The 21401-nt window shown below is 70.7% G+C and carries 19 protein-coding genes and 1 tRNA gene; 12 read left to right on the plus strand and 8 right to left on the minus strand.

Annotated elements, in window-relative coordinates; all coding sequences use genetic code 11:
• Positions 1-84: 84 nt before the first annotated feature.
• On the minus strand, positions 85-1038 hold the full coding sequence (locus IEX99_RS14025; RefSeq protein ID WP_188901315.1) for a 3-hydroxyacyl-CoA dehydrogenase: 954 nt from the start codon (positions 1036-1038) through the stop codon (positions 85-87).
• A gap of 69 nt (positions 1039-1107) precedes the next feature.
• Here IEX99_RS14025 and IEX99_RS14030 point away from each other — a divergent pair, with 69 nt between their 5' ends.
• The 5 genes from IEX99_RS14030 to IEX99_RS14050 all read left to right on the plus strand — a co-directional run bounded on the left by IEX99_RS14030 (position 1108) and on the right by IEX99_RS14050 (position 4783).
• Positions 1108-1305 (plus strand): hypothetical protein, encoded by a 198-nt coding sequence (locus tag IEX99_RS14030; protein WP_188901317.1) that lies wholly within the window; start codon positions 1108-1110, stop codon positions 1303-1305.
• Positions 1305-2102 (plus strand): hypothetical protein, encoded by a 798-nt coding sequence (locus IEX99_RS14035; RefSeq protein WP_188901319.1) that lies wholly within the window; start codon positions 1305-1307, stop codon positions 2100-2102. The genes IEX99_RS14030 and IEX99_RS14035 overlap by 1 nt, the downstream gene beginning before the upstream one ends.
• Entirely contained in the window at positions 2099-3352 is a 1254-nt protein-coding gene (locus IEX99_RS14040; RefSeq protein WP_229678032.1) for a toxic anion resistance protein, read from the plus strand. The genes IEX99_RS14035 and IEX99_RS14040 overlap by 4 nt, the downstream gene beginning before the upstream one ends.
• A 294-nt stretch (positions 3353-3646) precedes the next feature.
• A protein-coding gene (locus IEX99_RS14045) for an IS5 family transposase (RefSeq protein WP_188901441.1) occupies positions 3647-4442 on the plus strand; the annotation gives its coding sequence in 2 pieces (ribosomal slippage) (positions 3647-3996 and positions 3995-4442; 798 coding nt in all).
• Positions 4443-4707: 265 nt separating this feature from the next.
• A tRNA-Glu gene (locus tag IEX99_RS14050) sits at positions 4708-4783 on the plus strand.
• Between the two features lie 264 nt (positions 4784-5047).
• Here IEX99_RS14050 and IEX99_RS14055 read toward each other — a convergent pair.
• The 7 genes from IEX99_RS14055 to IEX99_RS14085 form a co-directional block, all read right to left on the minus strand.
• Complete coding sequence (locus IEX99_RS14055) at positions 5048-8176, minus strand: type I restriction endonuclease subunit R (protein WP_188901321.1); 3129 nt, start codon at positions 8174-8176, stop codon at positions 5048-5050.
• Between the two features lie 25 nt (positions 8177-8201).
• Complete coding sequence (locus tag IEX99_RS14060) at positions 8202-9551, minus strand: restriction endonuclease subunit S (protein WP_188901323.1); 1350 nt, start codon at positions 9549-9551, stop codon at positions 8202-8204.
• The gene (locus IEX99_RS14065) at positions 9548-9865 is read right to left on the minus strand and encodes a hypothetical protein (protein WP_188901325.1); all 318 of its coding nucleotides are present in this window, start codon (positions 9863-9865) and stop codon (positions 9548-9550) included. The genes IEX99_RS14060 and IEX99_RS14065 overlap by 4 nt, the downstream gene beginning before the upstream one ends.
• Entirely contained in the window at positions 9862-11697 is a 1836-nt protein-coding gene (locus IEX99_RS14070) for a type I restriction-modification system subunit M (RefSeq protein ID WP_188901327.1), read from the minus strand. Before IEX99_RS14070 ends, IEX99_RS14065 begins: the two co-directional genes overlap by 4 nt.
• Before the next feature lie 90 nt (positions 11698-11787).
• The gene (locus tag IEX99_RS14075; protein WP_188901329.1) at positions 11788-12228 is read right to left on the minus strand and encodes a hypothetical protein; all 441 of its coding nucleotides are present in this window, start codon (positions 12226-12228) and stop codon (positions 11788-11790) included.
• Positions 12225-13568 (minus strand): recombinase family protein, encoded by a 1344-nt coding sequence (locus IEX99_RS14080; RefSeq protein WP_188901331.1) that lies wholly within the window; start codon positions 13566-13568, stop codon positions 12225-12227. Before IEX99_RS14080 ends, IEX99_RS14075 begins: the two co-directional genes overlap by 4 nt.
• A complete protein-coding gene (locus IEX99_RS14085) occupies positions 13565-14071 on the minus strand; it encodes a DUF2924 domain-containing protein (protein WP_188901333.1) in 507 nt (168 codons plus the stop codon). The genes IEX99_RS14080 and IEX99_RS14085 overlap by 4 nt, the downstream gene beginning before the upstream one ends.
• Positions 14072-14595: 524 nt before the next feature.
• Between IEX99_RS14085 and IEX99_RS14090 the strand changes: the two genes are divergently transcribed.
• From IEX99_RS14090 to IEX99_RS14120, 7 genes are all read left to right on the plus strand, one after another.
• A complete protein-coding gene (locus tag IEX99_RS14090; RefSeq protein ID WP_188901335.1) occupies positions 14596-15384 on the plus strand; it encodes a hypothetical protein in 789 nt (262 codons plus the stop codon).
• 56 nt (positions 15385-15440) lie between these two features.
• Positions 15441-17243 (plus strand): 7-cyano-7-deazaguanine synthase, encoded by a 1803-nt coding sequence (locus tag IEX99_RS14095; protein WP_188901337.1) that lies wholly within the window; start codon positions 15441-15443, stop codon positions 17241-17243.
• Positions 17244-17447: 204 nt separating this feature from the next.
• Complete coding sequence (locus IEX99_RS14100; RefSeq protein ID WP_188901339.1) at positions 17448-17663, plus strand: helix-turn-helix transcriptional regulator; 216 nt, start codon at positions 17448-17450, stop codon at positions 17661-17663.
• Between the two features lie 149 nt (positions 17664-17812).
• Entirely contained in the window at positions 17813-18112 is a 300-nt protein-coding gene (locus IEX99_RS14105; protein ID WP_188901340.1) for a hypothetical protein, read from the plus strand.
• Positions 18109-19023 (plus strand): ATP-binding protein, encoded by a 915-nt coding sequence (locus IEX99_RS14110; protein ID WP_229678033.1) that lies wholly within the window; start codon positions 18109-18111, stop codon positions 19021-19023. Before IEX99_RS14105 ends, IEX99_RS14110 begins: the two co-directional genes overlap by 4 nt.
• A 3-nt stretch (positions 19024-19026) precedes the next feature.
• Positions 19027-19683, plus strand: a complete 657-nt coding sequence (locus IEX99_RS14115) for a hypothetical protein (protein WP_188901342.1) — start codon at positions 19027-19029, stop codon at positions 19681-19683.
• 18 nt (positions 19684-19701) lie between these two features.
• A complete protein-coding gene (locus IEX99_RS14120; protein WP_188901343.1) occupies positions 19702-21390 on the plus strand; it encodes a DEAD/DEAH box helicase in 1689 nt (562 codons plus the stop codon).
• Positions 21391-21401: the final 11 nt, after the last annotated feature.

A 21401-nucleotide genomic window follows, 5' to 3' on the forward strand; every position in this document is an offset into this window, starting at 1 on the left:
ATCCGCGAAGCCGCCCCGGCGGGACCTTCGGCCCCAGATTAGCGCAGAACCGCCGCAGGGGGGCGCGATGCCGCACGCCGCGGCTCATCCCCTAGCCTGCCCCCGCTTGTGCGCCAGCAGCGCCATCAGCCGGCGGTCCCGCCAGGCGCTGCGCTCCTCGATCCGCTCCAGCGGCAGCGCCGCCCGCCGCTCCGCCGCCACGCGCGTCACCGTCGGCGCGTCGTAGTCGTAGGGCGTCTGCTCCTGCGTGATCCCGCCCATCAGCGGCCCGAACCGCGCGACGTAGTCCGCCACGCCGCCCGGCGCGTTCAGGTCTATGGTCTCGAACGGCCCCATGAAGGACCAGCGCAGCCCGAGCCCGTCCCGCACGCAGCGGTCCACGTCCTCGACGCTCATCACCCCGTCGCGCACGAGCCGGAACGCCTCCGCCAGCAGCGCGGCCTGCAGGCGGTTCAGCACGAAGCCGCGCGTCTCCCGGAACGCCGTCACCGGCACCTGCCCGACGCGCTCCATCAGCGCCCGCGTGCGCGCCACCACCGCCGGATCGGTCCAGGGCGCGCCGACCAGCTCGACCAGCGGCACGAGGTAGGGCGGGTTCACCGGATGCGCGACGAGGCAGCGCGCGCGGCCCGCGAGCCCCTCGGTGAAGGCGCTCGCCGGGATGCCGGAGGTCGAGCTCGCCAGCACCACGTCGCGCGGGCAGAGCGCGTCCAGCCGCGCGAACAGTTCCCGCTTCACCTCCACCCGCTCCGGCCCCTGCTCCTGCACATGCGTCGCGCCCGCGACCGCCGCCTCCAGCGTCGGCGCCACGGTGACGCGCGCGGCGGCCTGCTCCGGCGCCTCCTCGATCAGCCCGGCGGCGCGCAGGTCCGCCAGCCGTTCGCGGATCGTGCCGAGCGCCGCCGCCGCCACCCCCTCGGCCGGGTCCCACAGCGCCACCGGCAGCCCGGCGCGCGCGAACACGATCGCCCAGGCGCGCCCGATCAGCCCGGCCCCCACCAACGCCATGCGGTCCGTCGCCGCCGCTTCGCCGCTCATGCCCTTGCGCCTCCGTCATCGGCGTGCCGGTTGATCCTCGCACCCGCGCGACCGATCTAAGGACGCGCCATGACCACGCGCAACGACGCGCGGCGCGCCGGCGCGCCGCGCAACGACACGGCGGCGCGCCACGACGCCCGGCGCGCGACCGCGCGGGATCGTTCCGTCCTGCTCGGCAGCTTCCCCCTGCCGCTGCGTCGCCTCTGGGGGATGGCGCTGCTCGGCCTGACCTTCTGGCTCGCCAGCATGCTCGCGCTGTTCCACTGATGCGCGAGCCATCCCGCCCCCCCTCCGCCGCGCCCGGCCTCGACGGCGCCTGGCTCGCCGAGCAGGTCCGGCGCCAGCGCGCCATGTGGCGCGGCCTGCTGCTCCCGGCCTTCTCCCTGCCGCTCTGGCTCGACGTGCCGCTGGAGCTGATCCTGCGGCACGACCCCCGTCACCTGGTCGGCACGCTGCTCGGCATCGCCCTGCCCTGGCTCGCCGTGGCGGCGCTGCGGCGGGGTCGTCGCGGCGACACCAACAGGGCGGCGGTGATCATGGGCATCGCCACCGGCCTCACCGCCGGCCTCGCCGCCGGCATGCCGGCGCTGACGGCCGTGATCATGGGCGCCGGCGCCTGGTTCGGCACGCGCCTCCTCTACGACGGCGCCTTCGTCGAGACGGAGCCGCCTCCACCCCCGCCCGAGCCGGCCACGGAGCCGGTCCCGATCGCCGAGGCCCGCGGCCGCCTCGCCCGCATCCGGGATGCGGCCGAACGCCTGTCCGACACGCGCATCCAGGGCGTCGCCAACGCCATGGCCGGCGTGCTGGACGACCTGGCGGCGCGGCCGGACCGCCTGCCGAGGGCCCGCCGCTTCCTGAACGTGCACCTGGACGGGCTGGAGCGCATCACCCGGCGCCTCGAGGCCGGCGCGATCCCGCCGGAGGGGCTCCCGGCCCTGCTCGAGGAGCTGGGCCGCGCCGCGCGGGACCTCCGCGAGCGCCTGCGCCAGGAGGAAACCGAAGCGCTGGAAGTTCAGGTGCAGGTCCTCTCCGACCGCCTGCGCCAGGAGGGATACGGATGAGCGACAGGATGACGCCTCGCGGGGGATCCCCGGCGGAACCGGACGGCGACGCGACGGCGCGCGGGGCCAGGCTGCGGCCCTCGGCCGACACCGCCGAGACGCTTGCGCAGGTGGCGGTGGACGCGAACGCCGCCGCGGTGCGCGACGTCACCGCCGCTGCGGTCGCCGCCGAGGCGGCGGCGCCGGTCCCGCCCGAGCGGCGGCCGGAGATCGAGGCGCTGGCCGCGCGGCTCGACATCATGAACCCGGAGTCGATCCTCCGCTTCGGCTCCGAGGTGCAGAACCGCGCCTCCGCCGCCGCCGACGCCATGCTCGAGGGCGCCCGCAACCGCGACGCGGGGGAGGCGGGGGAGACGCTCTCCAACCTCCTCGCCACGCTGCGCGGCTTCGACGTGACCAAACTCGCCGGGCGGCCCGGCCTGTTCGGCCGGCTGTTCGGCCGCGCCGGCGCCGAGGCGGCGCGCATCGCCCAGCGCTACGAGGACATCCGCGGCCAGGTCGAGGCGGTCGGCGACCGCCTCGACACCCACCGCACGCGGCTGCTCGAGGACGTGGTCAAGCTCGACCGGCTCTATGCCGCGACGCTCGAGTGGTTCCACGCCCTCGGCGACCACATCGCCGCAGGCGAGCTCGCCCTCGCCCGCGTGGACCGCGAGGCGATCCCCGAGGTGACGCAGCAGGTGGCGAGCGGCGATGCGGTCGCCGCGCAGCGCCTGCGCGACCTCCGCGCCGCGCGCGACGAGCTGGAGCGGCGCATCCACGACCTCAAGCTCACCCGCCAGGTGGCGATGCAGGCGCTGCCCTCGATCCGGCTGATCCAGGAGAACGACAAGGCGCTGGCGGCGAAGATCCAGTCCGTCATCGTCAACACCGTGCCGCTCTGGCGCCAGCAGCTCGCCCAGGCGCTGGCGATCAGCCGCATGCGCGAGGCGGGCCGGACGCTCAAGGAGGCGACCGACCTGACCAACGAGCTGCTCACCGCCAACGCCGAGCGGCTGCGCCAGGGCAACCTGGAGGCGCGCACCCAGCTCGAACGCGGCGTGTTCGACATCGAGGCGGTGAAGAGGGCCAACGCCGCCCTGGTCGCGACGATCGAGGACTCGCTGCGGATCGCGCAGGAGGCGCAGGCCCAGCGCGCCGCCGCGAACAAGGAGCTGGAGAAGGCGGAGCAGGAGATCCGCCGCGCCCTCGTCGCCGCCCGCACCGCGTCTCCCGCAGGCGGTGCCAAGCGGGGCGGCGCGCCCTTCTGACGCGGGCGAGGCATGGCACCTGCCGCGGCATGGCGGGGGCGGGGCAGCCTTCGAAGCCGGCGGCCGGGTCGCCCTGACCGGTGCTGCGGGCCGGAGGCATGGCCGCGCACCGGCGTCTCGCTTCGTCACGCCGGCCAGAGATCGCCGCTGACGAGGACGAGGTTCCAGTGATCGATGCCCGAGACCTCGTCGTGCTCGGTCGCGCCCTGGCCGTCGTAGGACGCTAGGCGGCGTGGACAAACTGGCGTCTGGGGGGATTCCCAGCCGGGGGCGGAGGTGATTCCAAGCTGATCTCTGGCATGGAGATCGGCGTTGATCCGTGGGCGTCTGACCGACGAGGAATGGTCCTTCTTCGAACCTTTCGTGGTGTCCGCCAGTCCGCTCGGGGGGAGGCCTCCGCGCGACCGCCGGCGGGTGCTGGACGCCAGCTTCTGGATCGCGCGCACCGGCGCGCCGTGGCGTGACCGGCCGGCCGAGTTCGGCAACTGGAACTCGGTATTCCGTCAGTTCCGACGATGGACCGCCTCGGGCCTGTGGGACGTGATGCTCGAAGCCTTGGCCGATGGCGGCGGCGACGCCGACCTTCTGCAGAGGAGCGACAGCACCAGCATCCGGGCGCACCGCTGCGCCGCCGGCGGAAGGGGGGACTCATCGGCAGGGTCTTGGCCGCTCGCGAGGTGGGCTCACGAGCAAGCTCCACATCCGGGCCAACGCCCTCGGCCTGCCCATCGCCCTGCACGTGACCGCCGGGCAGGAGGCCGACTGCTCGCACTACGAGGCGCTGATGCAGGCCCGCGACAGCGATCCCGCCATCATGCTCGGCGACAATGGCTATGACAGCGACCCGATCCGGCAGGATCTGCGCGGCCGCGGCGCCGTGCCAGAGATCCCCACCAAGCGCAACCGCCATCTCCAGCACAGCGTCAGCCGCCCGCTCTACGCGCTGCGCAGCCGCATCGAGCGCTTCCTCAACCGCCTGAAGAACAGCCGCCGCGTCGCAACGCGCTACGACCAGAGCGCAGAGAGCTTCCTCGGCTTCGCGACACTCGCCTCCATCCGACTGTGGATCCGGTTTGTCCACGCGGCCTAGGTGCCGGCGGTGGAGCCGAGCGCCTTCTTCCGGTAGCCAACGTGGAGACCCTGGCGGACAGCGCGCCAATCGCGCCAATAAGGTGCCTGGCGGGGGGCTAGCCCGCGGCGATTGCTCAGGGTATGGACCTGCTCGTTCTTGCAGGTGCGCGCCATCGCCGTCTCCTCAGTGCAGTTCCGAGGCCTCCGAAATTCCCTTTGAATACCATCTGGAAACGACTGGCACCAACTGCAATGAGCCAAGATTTTTAGGAGATTAGGCCTACGTCCCCATCGTCTAGAGGCCTAGGACACCAGCCTTTCACGCTGGTAACACGGGTTCGAATCCCGTTGGGGACGCCACCTCCCTGCGCCGCGAATCGTCTCCCTGCTGGTGGGCCGCGCCGTGAGGCACAGGTTTTCCGCGGTTCTCGCGCATAGGCTGGCGCCGAGCGGTCCTCGAACGCCTCCCGAAACCCTCTCTCGCAGGCCGGATTTCTCTGAACCTGGCGACTTCCCCGATTATGCCGCCAGCCCGAACGCTCGCCTCTTCAAGGGCTTGACAGGCAGCACCCGACCGCGAGTTGGTGAACCCGACGCCCCACCAAAGGTTGCCCGACGCCGAATCTATCGCGGATCGGCACCAGCCCCCGGCTCCTCCCCCTTCCGCAGCCCCTCCCACAGCGCTCCCGGACCGAGCAGCACCGCCAGCAGCCCGGCCTGCACCGCCTCCGAGTTCAGCGCCTGCCGGCTCATGCTGCCATGCGCCTCCATCGTCGCAATAATGGCGTTGAGCAGCTCCTCCCGCAGGTTCGGCGAGTTCCCGAACTGCTCGCGCGTGTTCGCCGCCGCCTGGGCGCGCAGGGTGGCGCTCTCCATCAGCTTGGACCGCACGCTCTCGGCGAAGGCGATCCGGTCGCCCTCCGTCAGCTCCCCCTCGAAGAGGTCGTTCAGCGCCCGGATGATCTCGCCCAGCCGCTGCTTCTGCCGGTCCTGCACCTGCCCGGAGCCGACCTCGGTCGGCGGCTTCAGCCCCTCGGCCCCCTCGCCCCCGCCCAGGTTCAGCCGCTGCTGGCCGAGATCGCGCATGCGGTGATGCGTCAGCCGCAGCGCCGAGAGGTCCACCCCCTCCCGCTCCCGCCCGTAGTCCAGCAGCGGCAGCAGCAGCTTGCCGAACAGGTAGAGCTTCTCGAACGCGGTGTTCCCGTAGTCGAACATCTGCCCGAGGAACTCGTACAGCCGGACATAGCTGCCGAGGTCGCGCTTGAAGAGCAGCAGCACATCCATCTCCGCCTTCGCCGCCTCGCGCGCCTTCGTCCCGTCCGCCCCGGCCCGCCAGGCCTGCTGCGCCTGCCGGAAGCGCGTCAGCAGCCGGTTGCTCACCGGGCCGATGGCGGCATCCAGCTCCGCTTGCGTCGCCTTCGGGTTCACCGCCACCTTGGCCACGCGCTCCACCTCGAAGCGGTCGTAGAGGCCCAGGGCGTCGAGCTTGCTGCGCAGATCCAGCACCACATGCGGGTCGCTGACATCGGCAAGCTCGGCTGTCTCGTAGTACTGCCGGAAGGCCGCCAGGATCTCCTCGGGCTCGTTCACGAAGTCCACCACGTAGGTGGCGTCCTTCCCCGGATAGGCGCGGTTGAGGCGCGAGAGCGTCTGCACCGCCTGGATGCCGGAAAGGCGCTTGTCCACATACATGGCGCAGAGCAGCGGTTGATCGAAGCCGGTCTGGAACTTGTTCGCCACCAGCAGCAGGCTGAACTCGGGCGTGGCGAAGGCCTCGCGGATGTCGCGCCCGCGCAGGGCGGGGTTCATGGTCGCCTCGGTGAAGGGCTCGGGGCCCGTCTCCGGGTCGCTGACCTCGCCGGAGAAGGCGACCAGCACGCCGAGCGGGTAGCGGCGCTGCCGGATATAGGCCTCCATCGCCGTCTTCCAGCGCACCGCCTCCTTGCGGCTCGCCGTCACCACCATCGCCTTCGCCCGGCCGCCGAGCAGATGCGCCACGTTCTGCCGGAAATGCTCGACCACGATCCGCACGCGCGCGGCGATGTTGTGCGGATGCAGCCGCACCCAGCCCAGGATGCCCTTCTTCGCCTCGCTGGCATCCACCTCCCGCTCGTCCAGCTCGCGCCCCTCATGCGTCAGGCGGAAGGCCATGCGCCAGGAGGTGTAGTTGCGCAGCACGTCGAGGATGAAGCCCTCCTCGATCGCCTGGCGCATGGAATAGATGTGGAAGGGCGCGGGCAGGTTGTCCTTGCCCGCGGGGCGCGAGGGGTCGGGCCGGCGGCCGAACAGCTCCAGCGTCTTCGCCTTCGGGGTCGCGGTGAAGGCGACGTAGCTGATGCCCGCCTCCTGCGCCGCACGGGCCTTCATCTCGGCCGCGAGCAGGTCCTCCATATCGACCTCGCCGCCATCCTCGAGGGCCGCGATCTCCTCGGCCGTCAGCGTCGCCTTCAGCTTCGCCGCGGCCTGGCCGGCCTGGGAGGAATGCGCCTCGTCGGCGATCACCGCGAAGCGCTTGCCCTGGGTCGCCGCGAGCCGCCGCACCTCGGCCAGCGCGAAGGGGAAGGTCTGGATGGTGCAGACGACGATCTTCTTGCCGGCGGCCAGCGCCTCGGCCAGTTCGCGGCTCTTGCTCGCCCCCTCCCCGGTGATGGTGGCGACCACCCCCTGCGTGCGCTCGAAGCCCTCCACCGCCTCGCGCAATTGCCGATCCAGCACCGTGCGGTCGGAGACCACCAGCACCGTGTCGAACAGCTTGCGGTTCGCCGCATCGTGCAGGTCGGCCAGGAAATGCGCCGTCCAGGCGATGGAGTTGGTCTTGCCCGAGCCTGCCGAGTGCTGGATCAGGTAGCGCCCGCCGGGACCCTCCCGCAGCACCGCCGCCAGCAGCTTCCGCGTGGCGTCGAGCTGGTGGAAGCGCGGGAAGATCCAGCCCTGGAGGCGCTTCTTCTCGTCCTTCACCGGCACCAGGTAGCGGCCGAGGATGTCGAGCCAGGAATGGCGCTCCCACACCTCCTCCCACAGATAGGCGGTGGGGGCGCCGTGCGGGTTGGGCGGATTGCCGCCGCCCCCGTCATGGCCGCGGTTGAAGGGCAGGAAGCGGCTCTCCGCCCCTTCGAGCCGGGTGCACATCCGCACCTCGCTGTTGGAGACGGCGAAATGCACCAGCGCCCCGCCGGGAAAGGCGAGGATCGGTTCGGGCGTGTTGCGCCCGGGCAGCCTGGGCGGGCGGTCGAAGCGGTACTGGTCCACCGCATCCTCGACGCGCTGGGTGTAGTCCGACTTGAGCTCGGCGGTGGCGACGGGGATGCCGTTGAGGAACAGCACCAGGTCGAGGCTGTTCTCGTGATGCGGCGAGTAGCGGAGCTGGCGCACCACGCGCAGGCGGTTGGCGGCGTAGCGGGCGGCGAGCGCCTCGTTCATCGCCAGCGCCGGGCGGAACTGGGCAAGCTGAATGGGCCGGCGCAGCCCCACCATGTCGAGGCCGTGGCGCAGCACATCGAGCGTGCCCTGCCGGTCGAGCGCGGCGCGCAGCCGGTCGGCGAGCGCCGTCGCCGCCGCCGGGCCGTGCGCCTTGGTGAGCGCCTCCCAGGCCTCGGGCTGGGTCTGCTGCACCCAGGCGAGAAGGTCCTCGGGGAAGAGGCCGCGGGCGCGGTCGTGGCGGGCGGCGGCGCCGGGGTCGTACAGCCAGCCATGGGCGGCGAGGTGGGTGCAGATCGCCTCTTCCAGCCGGGCTTCGCGGTGGAGGTCGGTCATGGCGCGCGGCGGGGTGGGCGGGGGCTCATGCGGCCTTCGCCTCCTCGGCCGGCACAAGGCCGCGCACGTCGATCCGGCCGGTGACGGCGGCGGAGATCAGCGCGGCGCGGCGTTCCTTCAGCAGCGCGATGGCGCGCTCGGCTTCGGTGGTGAGGGTGTCGAGTTTCTTCGTCTCCGCCTCGATGAACCCGAGGATCGTGTTCTGCTCCTCAAGTGGTGGCAGCACGACCTTGATGTCCTTGAACTCCTCCCAGTAGAGCCGAAGGCGGAAGTCCGTCACACCACGCGAATGCCGGCGCATTTCCTCGACTGCGCATGGGGTGCGTAGGAGCAGTTCGACAAACGCGGTGCGCGTCGACGTCTTGGGCCGCGCAACGACATATGCCGGGCTGACCATTCCGGGCACCGCCACCGTGCCGAAGCCGCCCTGCCAAGCGCGCATCATGTTGTATACGAGATCACCGGGTTGGACCTTCTTGTACTTCGACCGGTTATCGCTGCGTGTGACCTTCCTCTCCAACTCCTCATCCGGCAGTTCGCGGTCTGAAACGCCATCGTGGATGGAGACGCTCAGCACCGGCAAGTCGTGCTCTCCCTCATCAGCGGCTTCGACGAACAGCGTTCCAAGACGGCGCACCTCCCAATGCGCCGGCACCGGCCCCAGCCACGCCACGCCGGAGTCCTTCATCGGCGCGGTGGGGTCGAGGCCCTTGGTGACGGCGTGGGAGATGACGGCCTGGCGCTTCTCCTTCAGCAGCGCGATCAGCCGCTCCTGCTCCGCCACCAGCGCGTCAATCTTGCCGCATTCGCGGTCGAGGAAGGCCGCAATCGCCCGCTGCTCGGCAGGAGGTGGGAGGGGAACCAACACATCACCGATGGCCCCGCTGGAAAGACCGAAGCGTGTGATCCCCTGCGCCCGCACGGAGCATTGCGCCAGCGTCTCCGGGGCCTTGAAGGCCCAGAACAGGAACGCCCCATCAATCACACCTGACACCGGCCGCAGCAACGCGAGATGATAACCGCACACGACGCCAGCGGCGCTGGATTCGACGAGGGCCGCCGCCGCGATATCGTCCGGCGTCTCGCTATCCTTCGTGATGACCACGTCCCCCGCGCGGAGCGAGAACCGCTCGATCTCAGCAGGCGTTGCCGTCGCCTCCAGGAAGGCAAGCGCGTCGGTGATCCGGTCGTTCTTATAGACATCGACGTAGTTGCAGAGCCGTACCGGCAACTCGCCTTCAAGGCTATGCTTGTCCACGCCACTCGGTCTGATGTCGGCAAGGAAGCGAAGCCGCCGCACGCTCCACCCCGCCGGCACCGGCCCCAGCCACGCCACGCCGCTGTCGCGATAGGCCGGATAGGCCGGAAGGCTCATGCGCCGCCGTCCTTCCGCGCCCGGGCCTTGCGCCGCTCCGGCAGCGCCGTCGCCGCCGCCTCCAACGGCCGCGCGCCCTCGGTGCGAACCATTAAGTACGACTTAATGGTTGCCGCCGGGTCGAGCTCGCCCTCGGCGAAGATCTGCCGCAGATGGATGTTGATGTTGGGCACGCTGGTTTGGAACAGCTCCGCCATCTGCGCCTGGGTCAGCCAGAGCGTGTCCGCCTCGAAACGGCATGCGAGGCGCGTGCGCCCATCCTCGGTGGTATAGAGCAGGACGCCGGGGGCCGGCGGGCCTTCGCTGCCGCTCATGCCGCGAGATCCTCCAGCATCGCCTTGATGCGCGCCGTCACCTCGCGCAGCTCGGCATCGATCGCCTCCAGCGGCCGCGGGGCTTCGAACACGTAGAAGAAGCGGTTGAAGGGGATCTCGTAGCCGATCTTCGTCTTCTCCTCGTCCACCCAGGCATCGGGGGCATGCGGCAGCACCTCGCGCGCCATATAGTCGGCAATGTCCTGATCGAGGGGGACGGTCTCGGTGTCGCGCAGCGCCGGGTCGGGCAGCGGCTTGCCCCTCTGCTTGCCCTTAGTGCCGAGCACGATGCGTCCCGCCTCGTCGCGCAAGGGGCGCTCGACCGTGATCTGCCGGTAGCCGAACACCTCGTTGCGGAGGAGGCGCGAGAGCGGGGCGACCTTGACGCGCCCGCCTTCCGGCGCGGCCGGCGGCGCCTCGCCCGCGCGCAGAATGACGCGGGTCGTTTTGCCGGTGGCATCGGTGATGGTGGCGAGATCGGCCTCCGCCGCCTCGCCGAACAGGCGGGTGACGGCGGCGATGTCCTCCTCCCCCAACTCCTTGCGCTTGGCGCCGAGATTGCGCCGCATCTTCCGCCAGAAGGAGGAGGCGTCGATGAGCTGCACCAGGCCGCGCCGGTGGTCGGGCTTGTGGTTGGTCAGGATCCAGACATAGGTGGCGATGCCGGTGTTGAAGAACATGTCGGTGGGCAGCGCGATGATCGCCTCCACCAGGTCGTTCTCCAGCACATGGCGGCGGATCTCGCTCTCGCCCGACCCCGCCGCGCCGGTGAACAGCGGCGAGCCGTTGAGCACGATGCCGATGCGGCTGCCGCCCTCCTGCGCCGGCCGCATCTTCGAGAGCAGATGCAGCAGGAACAAGAGCGAGCCGTCCGAGATGCGCGGCAGACCAGGCCCGAAGCGCCCCGCGTGGCCCAGCTGCTCGTGCTCGCGCCGCACCTCCTTCTCCACCTTCTTCCACTCCACGCCGAAGGGCGGGTTGGAGAGCATGTAATCGAACTTCTGCGTCGGGTGTCCGTCGTCCGAGAGCGTGTTGCCGGGGACGATGTTGCGCACGTCCTGGCCCTTGATGAGCATGTCCGCCTTGCAGATGGCGTAGCTCTCGTCGTTCAGCTCCTGGCCGAACATGGTCAGCCGCGCGGCCGGGTTGTGCGCCAGCAGATGCTCGCCTGCGACGGAGAGCATGCCGCCGGTGCCGGCGGTGGGGTCATAGATGGTGCGCACCGCCGGGGTTCCGGGGGTGAGGATTTCGCTGTCCTCGATGAACAGCAGGTTGACCATCAGCTTGATGACGTCGCGCGGCGTGAAGTGCTCGCCGGCGGTCTCGTTGGAGATCTCGGCGAACTTGCGGATCAGCTCCTCGAAGGCGAGGCCCATGTCGTGGTTGCTGACGGCGGCGGGGCTCAAGTCGAAGCCGGCAAAGCGCTCGGTCACCTGGTAGAGCAGCCCGGCCTTCCGCAGCCGGTCGGTCTGCTCGGCGAAGCGGAAGCGCTCGAAGATGTCACGGACGGCGGGCGAGAAGCCCTGGATGTAGGCGGCGAGGTTCGGCCCGATATGGTCCGGGTCGCCCATCAGCCGGGCGAGGTCGAGGGGCGAAGTGTTGGCGAAGGGCACGCCGGTGATGCGCGCGAGGAAGGGTTCCGGGTTCAGGCCCTGCCTCTCGCACTCCGCCTTCTTCGCCAGCACCTCGGCCTTGGTGGGCGCCAGCACGCAGTCGAGGCGGCGCAGCACGGTGAAGGGCAGGATGACCCGGCCGTATTCGGAAGGCTTGTAGTCGCCGCGCAGCAGATCGGCGACGGACCAGATCAGGGAGGAAAGTCCAGCATAGCTCATGCGATAGGCTCTATGGGAGCTCCGGGCTAGTCGTGACGCATTCGCGAGGGTTTCGACCGTTCGTTACTATGCCCGGGCGCTTCCGCCCTGTCACCCGCGCCCCGGATCTGCGCGGCCGACCGGCACCGCCGCGCCCCTGCCGGCCAGCGCGGTCCGCTGGACCTCCCAGGCATCCGGAAGGCCGCGACGGAAGGATGCGACGGAGAGGGCGATCGGCTCACGGCCATCGAGGATGGCTTCCACGATGTCGGGTGCGAGCAGGGTGAGGCCGAGGGTTCGGGCGACGACGCTGCGCTCCACGCTCTCCGCGGCGGCGAGCTCGCGAATCGACCCATGCCGCCCCTCCTCCAGCATCCGCCGCCACCGGAATGCCCGGGCCAGCGCCTTCACCAGCGCCGGGTCACCGCGGGTGGTCGTGACGCCCGCTGCGTCCCCGCCGGCCCGCACCGGCGCCCCATCCGGCCCGATGATCTGCTTCCGCCCGCCGCGGCGCCGGATGGTCATCGGCACCACCACCGTCACGCTGGTCATGCTGCAATCGCCTCCCGCGGCTGTTGCGCCGCCATGTCCCGGGCGAGCCCGGCGAGACCCCCCAGGTTCAGCCGGATCTCCGCCCCGCCCTCGGTGACGGTCACGCGCTCGACCAGCAGCCGAACGATCCGCTCCTGCTCGCCGGGAAACAGCTCGTCCCACAGCGGATCCAGCCGCCCGAGCGCCTCGCGCACCTCCGCCTCGGTCAGGTCCGGCGCCTCCGCCCGCGCCGCGCGCCAGGTGCCGACGACGACCTCCGGCTGGCACAGCAGCGCCCGGATCTGCGTCATCACCAGCCCCTCGATCTCCCCGGCCGGCAGGCGGCGATACGGCGCGTCGTTGGGGGCGCCCTGCAGCACGGCCTGGCTGACGTAGTAGCGGTAGAGCCGTCCCTTCTTCCGGGTGTGGGTGGGCGACATCGCCCGCCCGTCCGGCCCGAACAGCAGGCCGCGCAGCAGCGCCGGCGCCCGCTGGCGGGACTTCGCGGCGCGGGCGCGCGGGCTCTCGGCCAGGATGGCGTGCACCCGGTCCCACAGATCCCGCGGGATGATGGCGGCGTGCTCGCCGGGGTAGGATTTCCCCTTGTGCACCGCCTCGCCGAGGTAGGTGCGGTTCACCAGCAGCTTGTAGACCGCCCCCTTGTCGAAGGGCCGGCCGGTCTTGGTGACGAGGCCCTCCGCGCGCAGGATCGGCAGCAGCCGGGTGGCGGAGCCCAGCTCGGCGAAGCCCTCGAACACGCGGCGGACCGTCGCGGCGCCGGCCTCGTCCACCACCAGCCTGCGGTGCTCGACCCGGTAGCCGAGCGGGACGGGGCCGCCCATCCACATGCCCCGGGCGCGGGAGGCGGCGATCTTGTCGCGCACCCGCTCGCCGATCACCTCGCGCTCGAACTGCGCGAAGCTGAGCAGGATGTTGAGCGTCAGCCGCCCCATGCTGGTGGTGGTGTTGAAGGACTGCGTGACCGAGACGAAGGTGACCTCGTGCTGGTCGAAGGTCTGCACCAGCCTGGCGAAGTCCATCAGCGAGCGCGAGAGGCGGTCGATCTTGTAGACCACCACCACGTCGACCAGCCCGGCCTCGATGTCGGCGAGCAGCCGCTTCAGCGCGGGGCGATCGAGGGTGCCGCCCGACACGCCGCCGTCGTCGTAGCGGTCGTGCACCAGCACCCAGCCCTCGGCGCGCTGCGAGGCGATGAAGGCCTCGCAGGCCTCGCGCTGGGCATCGAGGGTGTTGAACTCCTTGTCCAGCCCCTCGTCCGTGCTCTTGCGGGTGTAGACCGCGCAGCGCAGCTTCTTCACCGAGGGCGGCATGGCGCCGTCGGACAGCTTGCGGCGGCTCATGCCCCTGGCCTCCCCTTCAGCCCGAAGAAGGTCCAGCCGTTCCAGCGCGTGCCGGTGATGGCGCGGGCGATGGCCGAGAGCGACCGGTAGGGGCGGCCCTGCCATTCGTAGCCGTCGCGGGTGACGGTCACCACGTGCTCGACGCCCTGGTACTCGCGGATCAGCCGGGTGCCGGCGATCGGGCGCTGCTCGTGGCGGATGCGGCGGAGGGTGTTGTTTTTCCCGTCGATCTGCTCGCCCAGGGCCTCGAGGCGCTCCAGCGTCTCGCGCTTGAGGCCGCCATAGGCCAGCTCCTGGATGCGGTAGGCGAGCCGGCTTTCGAGGAAGCGCCGGTTGTAGGGCGGCGGCTCGGTGCCGAACAGCCGGCGCCATTCGGCCTTCAGCTCGCCGATCGGCATGCCGGGCAGCGCGGCGAGGCGCGCCGGCACGTCCGGCTTCGGGATGGCGGGGATGGTGGGCGGCGTGGCGGGCGCCGCCGGCTTCTGCTGCTTCGCGCGGGTCATGCCTGTCTCCGACGAGTCGGGTCGGCATGACGGCGCTGCCGGGCGGTGGAGTGTAGGCGAACCTCTCCTCGGTCCCGGGCCCGCTCGGCGTCGCGCGCCACTCCCTCGGCAGTGCGGCTGCGCAGCCGCAGCAGGCCGGCGGCCAGGATGGCGCAGACCTCGCGGAGGTGGGGCGGGAGCGATGGGTTGGAGTGAAGCCGCATAGCAAGGCCGGCGTACCGCAATCCCGCGCCCGTTTGGTAGCCAGATCAATCGCTTAGCGAACTGGCGCGCAAACAAAAGCGGCCGAACGAAGCTACGCGTGTAGCTGCCTGGCGGAGGGGACCAGACCGGCCGCTCGGCCCAGTACTCGGTCCTGCGTTCCTCTACCTTCGATTGCGGAGCGGCAATCGATTCGCCATCTTCGACGGGCAGCCTCGCGCTGCGATTCGCGGTCCATGGAGGCTGGCTTGGTGCGTCGGGCAGCATTCGCGCGTAGGGCGGTGCGATCACCGGCGGATCGGCTCGCCGCGACGCGGTAAGCCATGGGCCACCAGCGCCTCGGGAAACTCCCGGCCCATCGCCTGCTCCCGGAGATCGTCAGGTATCTTCTGGATGGCGGGACGCCCACCGCCGACTTGGTCGACCAGGTGACGGAAGTTGGGCGCGACGCGCTGAGGCACGCTGTGAAGGACCCGGTCTTCATTGAGGCCCTGTGGCTGCTCGTTCGTTTGCCCCAGGCAGCCGGCTCGAGTGCCTTTGTCGACGGGTTGGCAGCCCTCGGCCTCAAGGGCAGGCCGCCCGGATCGCTCCCCGAGCTGCTCGCGGCGTTCGACTCTGCGCTCGAACGAGTGCAGCGCCGGGCGGCCGGCGGGGCGACGGATCTGGGTGAGATGGCCCGGCAGGCAGCGTTGAGTGCGCTCGCCGAGGCGCTGCAACCCCGACTGCCGGTGCTGTGGCAGCCCACGGCCGAGGACCTGCGTCACTCCGTGGCCTCGCTGCGGAGCGCCGACGCGTTCGCGGACTTGGCGCAGCGCTTCCACTCGCGGTTCGTCGACCGTGTGATCCACTACTTCATCGACCGGAATCTCCACCGAATGATCGGCCCGGAGCGGGCGACGAAGTCGCTCAACGACGTTGAGGCCTTCAACGGCGCGATCCGTCGGCACTGCGATGAAGCATCCCTCATAATGCGCGCCTTCGCGCGAGACTGGTTGGGCAAGAATTTCTACCGCGATGGCAAGGCACTGACGCAGGACGATGTTCGTCGTTTCGCCAGCTACTCGGTGGAGAAGCTTCGCATCGAGCTTGCCCAGAGAAAGGGTACGTCGTGAGACAGTTCCAAATTGAGTGCGGAGCGGCAGCGCCGTCACGCCCAGACGCCATTGCCATGGACGTTCACGGGAAGGGCAAGAACGTCAATCTGCGCATAGACTGCATCACGCGCACGATGCTCGCGAACGTGCCCGAGCTGCTGGTCGATCTGCTGGAGATCGCCGCCTACATCTACTGTGCGGATCAACGGCTGAGCCGGGGGACTGCTCAGCTGGCAAACTTTGGCGAGAGCTGGCGCCGCAACTTGCACTTTACGATCCCCGTGCGTGAGCCAGGGCTCTGGCAGCAGGACGAGGTCCAGCGCCTGCTCGCGGACACGCTCGGCTTCCTGTCCGACGACAGCTACTCCTTCGAATTCCGGAAGGCCACGCGACCTTTCCTGTCGCGTGACCTCTACTTCCACGACCTCATCGACGCATCCGCCGACTACGACGTAGTGTCGATGTTCTCGGGTGGCGTCGACTCATTCGCTGGCGCACTGCAGGACGCCGTCCTCCGCAACCGTTCTGTCTGCTTGGTCGGCCATTCTTCGTCGACCAAGGTGAGGAGCATACAGCAGAAGCTTGTCGAAGAGCTGAAGGCCCGCGGCCTCGAGCGCCGCATCACCTACATACCCGTTTGGGTGACTAACGAGAACGTCAGGACCAGCGACTACACACAGCGAACCCGCTCATTCCTGTTCGCATGTCTCGGCCTGGTGATTGCGCACATGTCCGGGAAGGACAGCTTCACCTTCTACGAAAACGGCGTCGTCAGCATCAATCCACCGGTGGCCGGCGATGTCGTCGGCGGCAGGGCGACGCGAACCACCCACCCTCGGGTCTTTCGCGGCCTCGAGGAGCTGTTCTCGACGCTCCTAGACCGGCCCATCACGATCGCGAATCCGTTGCAGTGGCTGACGAAGCGCGAGGTCACGACGCTCGTGCAGGAAGCAGGCATGGCCGAGCTCCTGGCCCTGACGAACAGCTGCACGAGGCCTCGGAGTTGGACGGCAGCGCACAAGCATTGCGGCGCCTGCTCCCAGTGCATCGACCGTCGCTTCGGCGTCTTGGCAGCTGGCCTGGGCGAACATGAGCCCGCGTTGAACTACAAGGTCGATCTCCTGACAGCGGATCGCAGCGCCAGCGATGACCTGCGTATGGCGGTGAGCTACGTCTCTTTTTTCAGGAGGGTCGGGGCGACCTCGAAGGAGCGGTTCCTGGTCGACTTCCCGGAAATCGTCTCCGCCATCAACTGCTTTCCAGACCTCTCGGCAGCCGAGGCCGGCGACCGGATCTACAACCTCTTTCAGCGGCAGGCGAAGGCCGTAGAGTCGGTCATCACGGCAGGTCTGAAGGAGCACGCGGCAGCGCTCTTCAGGAACGAGCTCCCGGCGGCTTCACTCCTATCCATCTCCTTCGCCCGCAACAGCGTCGAAGCGCCGCCGCCAGCCAACTACGATTCGCAGGCGAAGGCTTTCATCGACCGGCTCGCAGCACCCGTGTTCGAGTTCGCGATCGACCAGTCCGCGAAGCAGGTGGTGTTCCGAGACGGCACCACCCTGACCGACGCGAGCTTCCGGATCGTCGAGGCACTCTTGGAGAACTTCAGGAGCGCGAAGGCGGAAGGGCGCGAGGTGCCATTTGTGCGCCCCCCCGATCTCGCCGACCGACTCGGCATCACGGAACAGTCCATGCGGACGCAGCTCACGCGGCTGAGAGACGCAATCGAGCCTCTCGCCGTCTCGCTTGGCCTCGTCCTCGATCAGGACAGCTTCGTCGAGAACCGCCCGCGTGCGGGCTACCGGCTGAACCCGAGGCTCTGCGAGCTTTCGCTGGCCGACATCAGAGCCCCTACCCCGCGGCGAGAGGGGGGATAGCGGCCGATGTCACAACGCCACGGGCCTGACGTAACAGTCAGCGGGCTCTAAGCCCGGTTTCCCGCCGTTCTCGATCGGCTCGACGTAACAAGAAAAATCGAAGCCGCGAATATCGGTTTCCCCGTAAGTGCCTGAAAATCCTCGCATCTGAAGACCGGCGGGGCATGCCCGTGCCGGTCTCTGCGAAGGATGACGGAGCGGCCCATGGGGACCAAGCATCTGACCCAGTCGGAGGTGGCGCGCCGCTGGTGCCTCAGCCCGCGCACGCTGGAGCGCTGGCGCTGGCTCGGTCAGGGCCCCTGCTTCCTCAAGATCGGCGGCCGCGTCGTCTACCGCCTCGAGGACATCGAGGCGTTCGAGGCGGCGCAGCTGCGCGACGGCGCCGCGGCCGCGGCCGACACGGCGGCGCCCGCCGCCTGATCCCACCCGGCTTCCTGCCGGGTCTTCCAGGGAATGCAACACCGCCCTCGGGCGGAAATACCTGGACGGTCCGCTCCGAACCGCGTCGGGGCCCGACAGCGTCATCCACGGCGAGAGCGGAGCGCGACGACAGAGGAGTTGCGCTCACCGTGTGCAAGACCACCACGCCGCTCGACCGGCTGCGCCAGTCCTACGGGATGGCGGCGCTGCCCGACAGCATCGGGACCGAGGCCTTCGGCGAGTTCGGCCGCCCGGTCGACAAGCCGATCGCGCAGGCCACTGTCGACGACGTCGCCTTCGCCATCCAGGCGCTCAACGACGAGAGCGCCGCGCTCTACCGGCGCCTCGACGCGCTGCGCCGGCTGCACGACCACGCCCGCCGCGCCGGCGGGCTCGGCACGGCGCTCGCCGTCGAGGCGGCGCTGCGCAGCGTGGAGGCCGGCCGGTGAGCGCGCCCTTCACGCAGAGCCCACCCGGCGGCTTCCGGATCATCACCGCCGACCAGCGCCTGGCCGAGCGCCGCGGCATCAAGGGCGTGCTCGCCGGCGGCTCGGGCATCGGCAAGACCAGCCAGCTCTGGACGCTGGACGCGGCCAGCACGCTGTTCGTGAACCTCGAGGCGGGCGAGCTCGCCGTGCAGGGATGGCCCGGCGACGAGGTCCGCGTGCGCGACTGGGACCTCGCCCGCGACCTCGCCTGCTGGATCGGCGGGCCCAACCCCGCGATGCGCGACGACCAGCCCTACGGCGCCGCGCACTTTGCCCGCGTCTGCGCCGCCTTCGGCGCCCCGTCCGCGCTGGCGAAGTACGCGACGGTCTTCGTCGACAGCATCACCGTCGCCTCGCGCCTCTGCCTGCAGTGGTGCAAGGGCCAGCCGCAGGCGGTCTCCGACCGCAGCGGCAAGCCCGACCTGCGCGGCGCCTACGGGCTGCTCGGCCAGGAGATGATCGCCTGGGTCACCCACCTGCAGCACACGCCGGACAAGAACGTCTGGCTGGTCGGCATCCTCGACAAGAAGCTCGACGACTTCAATCGGCCGTACTTCGCGCTGCAGATCGAGGGCACGAAGACCGGCCTCGAGCTGCCCGGCGTGGTCGACGAGCTGATCACCATGGCGGAGCTGCGCACCGAGGACGGCCGGCCGTACCGCGCCTTCGTCTGCACCACGCTGAACCCGTACGGCTACCTGGCGAAGGACCGCTCGGGCCGGCTCGACACCGTCGAGGAGCCGCACCTCGGCCGGCTGATGGAGAAGATCCGCCGCCCGCTGCCTGGGCCGCGCCTCGACTTCGCGCCGCCGCCCGCGCCGGCGCCCGCCGCCGCGACCGACACCACCCCCGACGCGACGCAGGAGGGCTGAGCCATGTCCGGCACCAACCCGCTCGACTACAACGGCGCCGACGCCCAGTCCGCCGCCTTCGACCTCCTCCCGGCCGGCACCCTGGTCCGGGTGCGGCTCACCATTCGCCCCGGCGGCGCCGGGCCGGAGGGCTGGCTCACCCAGAGCAGGACCTCGGAGGCGCAGTACCTCAACACCGAGGCCGTGGTGCTGGAGGGGCCGCACGCCCGGCGGCGCATCTACACCCGCATCGGCATCCGCGGCAAAGGCGGCCAGGGCGCGGACGACACCTACGCGAACCGCGGCCGGGCGCTGATCCGCGGCATCCTGGAGAGCGCCCGCGGCGTCGAGGCCAAGGACACCTCCGAGCGGGCGCGGGCGGCGCGCACGATCCGCGGCTACGGCGACCTGAACGGCCTCGAGTTCCTGGCCAAGGTCGGCGTCGAGAAGGACCAGAAGGACCCGCGGGACGAGGGGCGCAACGTCGTCGCCGCGGCGATCGGCCCCGAGCACGCCGAGTACGCCCGGCTGATGGGCGGCGGCGCGTCGGCGGGCGTCGCGACGCCGCCCGCGCTCCCCGCCGCCGCCGCGAGCGCCGCCCCGCCCTGGGCCGCGGCGCAGCCGCCCCAGCCCGCGGCGACCGCCGCCGGCGCCGGCGCGCCCCCCTTCTGGGCGCGCTGAGCGGGAGGGAGGTCGGCCATGATCCCGCGCGACTACCAGCGGGCGGCGGTCGCCGCCGCCCGCGCCAAGACCGCGGCGCACGGCAACACGCTGGTCGCCCTGCCGGTCGGCGCCGGCAAGACCGCCGTCGCCGGCTTCTACATCGCCGAGGAGGCGGCGGCAAAGCCCGGCGCCCGCTTCCTCGTGCTGCAGCACACGGACGAGCTCATCGAGCAGAACCGCGCCACCATCGGTCGGGTCGCGGGCCTGCCCGCCTCGGTGGTGAAGGCCGAGCGGGACGACTGGTCCGGCCAGGTGGTGTTCGGCAGCGTGCAGACCCTGGCCCGCTCCGCGCGGCGCGCCCGCATGGGGCAGGTCTCGCACCTCGTCATCGACGAGTGCCACCGCGCCGCCGCGGACAGCTACCAGGCGATCATCGCCGACGCCCGCGCCGCGAACCCGAACCTGAAGCTGCTCGGCCTCTCGGCCACCCCCGAGCGGGGGGACGGCCGCAGCCTGCGCCGCACCTTCTCCAACGTCGCCTTCCACCTGCCGATCGCGGCGCTGATCGCTCAGGGCATCCTGGTGCCGCCGCGCACCTTCACCATCGACCTCGGCGTCGCCGACGACCTGGAGCGCGTGGGCGCCAGCGCCGGCGACTTCGACATGGACGCGGCGGCCAGGGTGCTGAACCGCGCGGTGGTGAACGAGGCCGTCGTGGCGCACTGGCGCGAACGCGCCGGCGACCGCCGCACCATCGCCTTCTGCGCCACCGTCGCCCATGCCGAGGCGGTCGCCGCGGCTTTCCGTGCTGCGGGGATCACCGCCGAGACCGTCACCGGCGAGATGCCGGCGAAGGAGCGCGCGGCGCTGCTCGCCCGCTTCGACCGCGGCGAGGTGCAGGTGATCACCAACTGCATGGTGCTGACCGAGGGCTTCGACAGCCAGCCGGTCGGCTGCATCGTCGTCCTTCGCCCCATGCTCCACCGCGGCACCTTCGTCCAGGCGATCGGCCGCGGCCTGCGCAAGGTGGACCCGGAGCGCTTCCCCGGCGTGGTGAAGACCGACTGCGTCGTGCTCGACTTCGCCGGCGCCGCGCTGCGCCACGGCTGCATCGAGCACGACGGCACCCTGGCAGAGGAGGAGGACCCCGGGCCCGGTCAGGCGCCCTACAAGACCTGCCCGGACTGCGCGGCGGAAGTGCCGCTCGGCACCGTCGCCTGCCCGTTCTGCGGCCACGTCTGGCAGCGCAAGCTGCGCGAGAGGCGCCCGCTGCAGCGCTTCGGGCTGACCGAGATCGACCTGCTGGACCGCTCGCCCTTCCGCTGGTGGGACATGCACGGCGACGGCCACGCCATGATCGCCTCCGGCTTCGACGCCTGGGCCGGGGTGTTCTTCGACGGCGAGCGGCACTGGCACGCGGTCGGCAAGGTCCGCCAGGGGCGGCTGCGGCACCTCGGCGTGGGCGAGCGCGCGCAGGTCCTGGCCGGGGCCGACGACTTCCTGCGCCAGGCGGAGACCAGCGCCGCCGCCACCAAGAGCCGGCTGTGGCTGAACCACCCCGCCAGCCCGCGCCAGCGCGAGCTGCTGGTCAAGGCCGGGGACGCCGATCCGGGGCTGGACTTCGGCCTGTCGAAATACGCGGCGAACTGCCGGCTGAACTTCCTCTGGCACCGGCAGCAGATCCTGGCCGCGGTCTTCCCGAACGGCATCGCGAGGGCAGCATGAGCGGGGAGCAC

The organism is Caldovatus sediminis (assembly GCF_014644455.1).
GTDB classification, from domain to species: Bacteria; Pseudomonadota; Alphaproteobacteria; order Acetobacterales; family Acetobacteraceae; genus Caldovatus; species Caldovatus sediminis.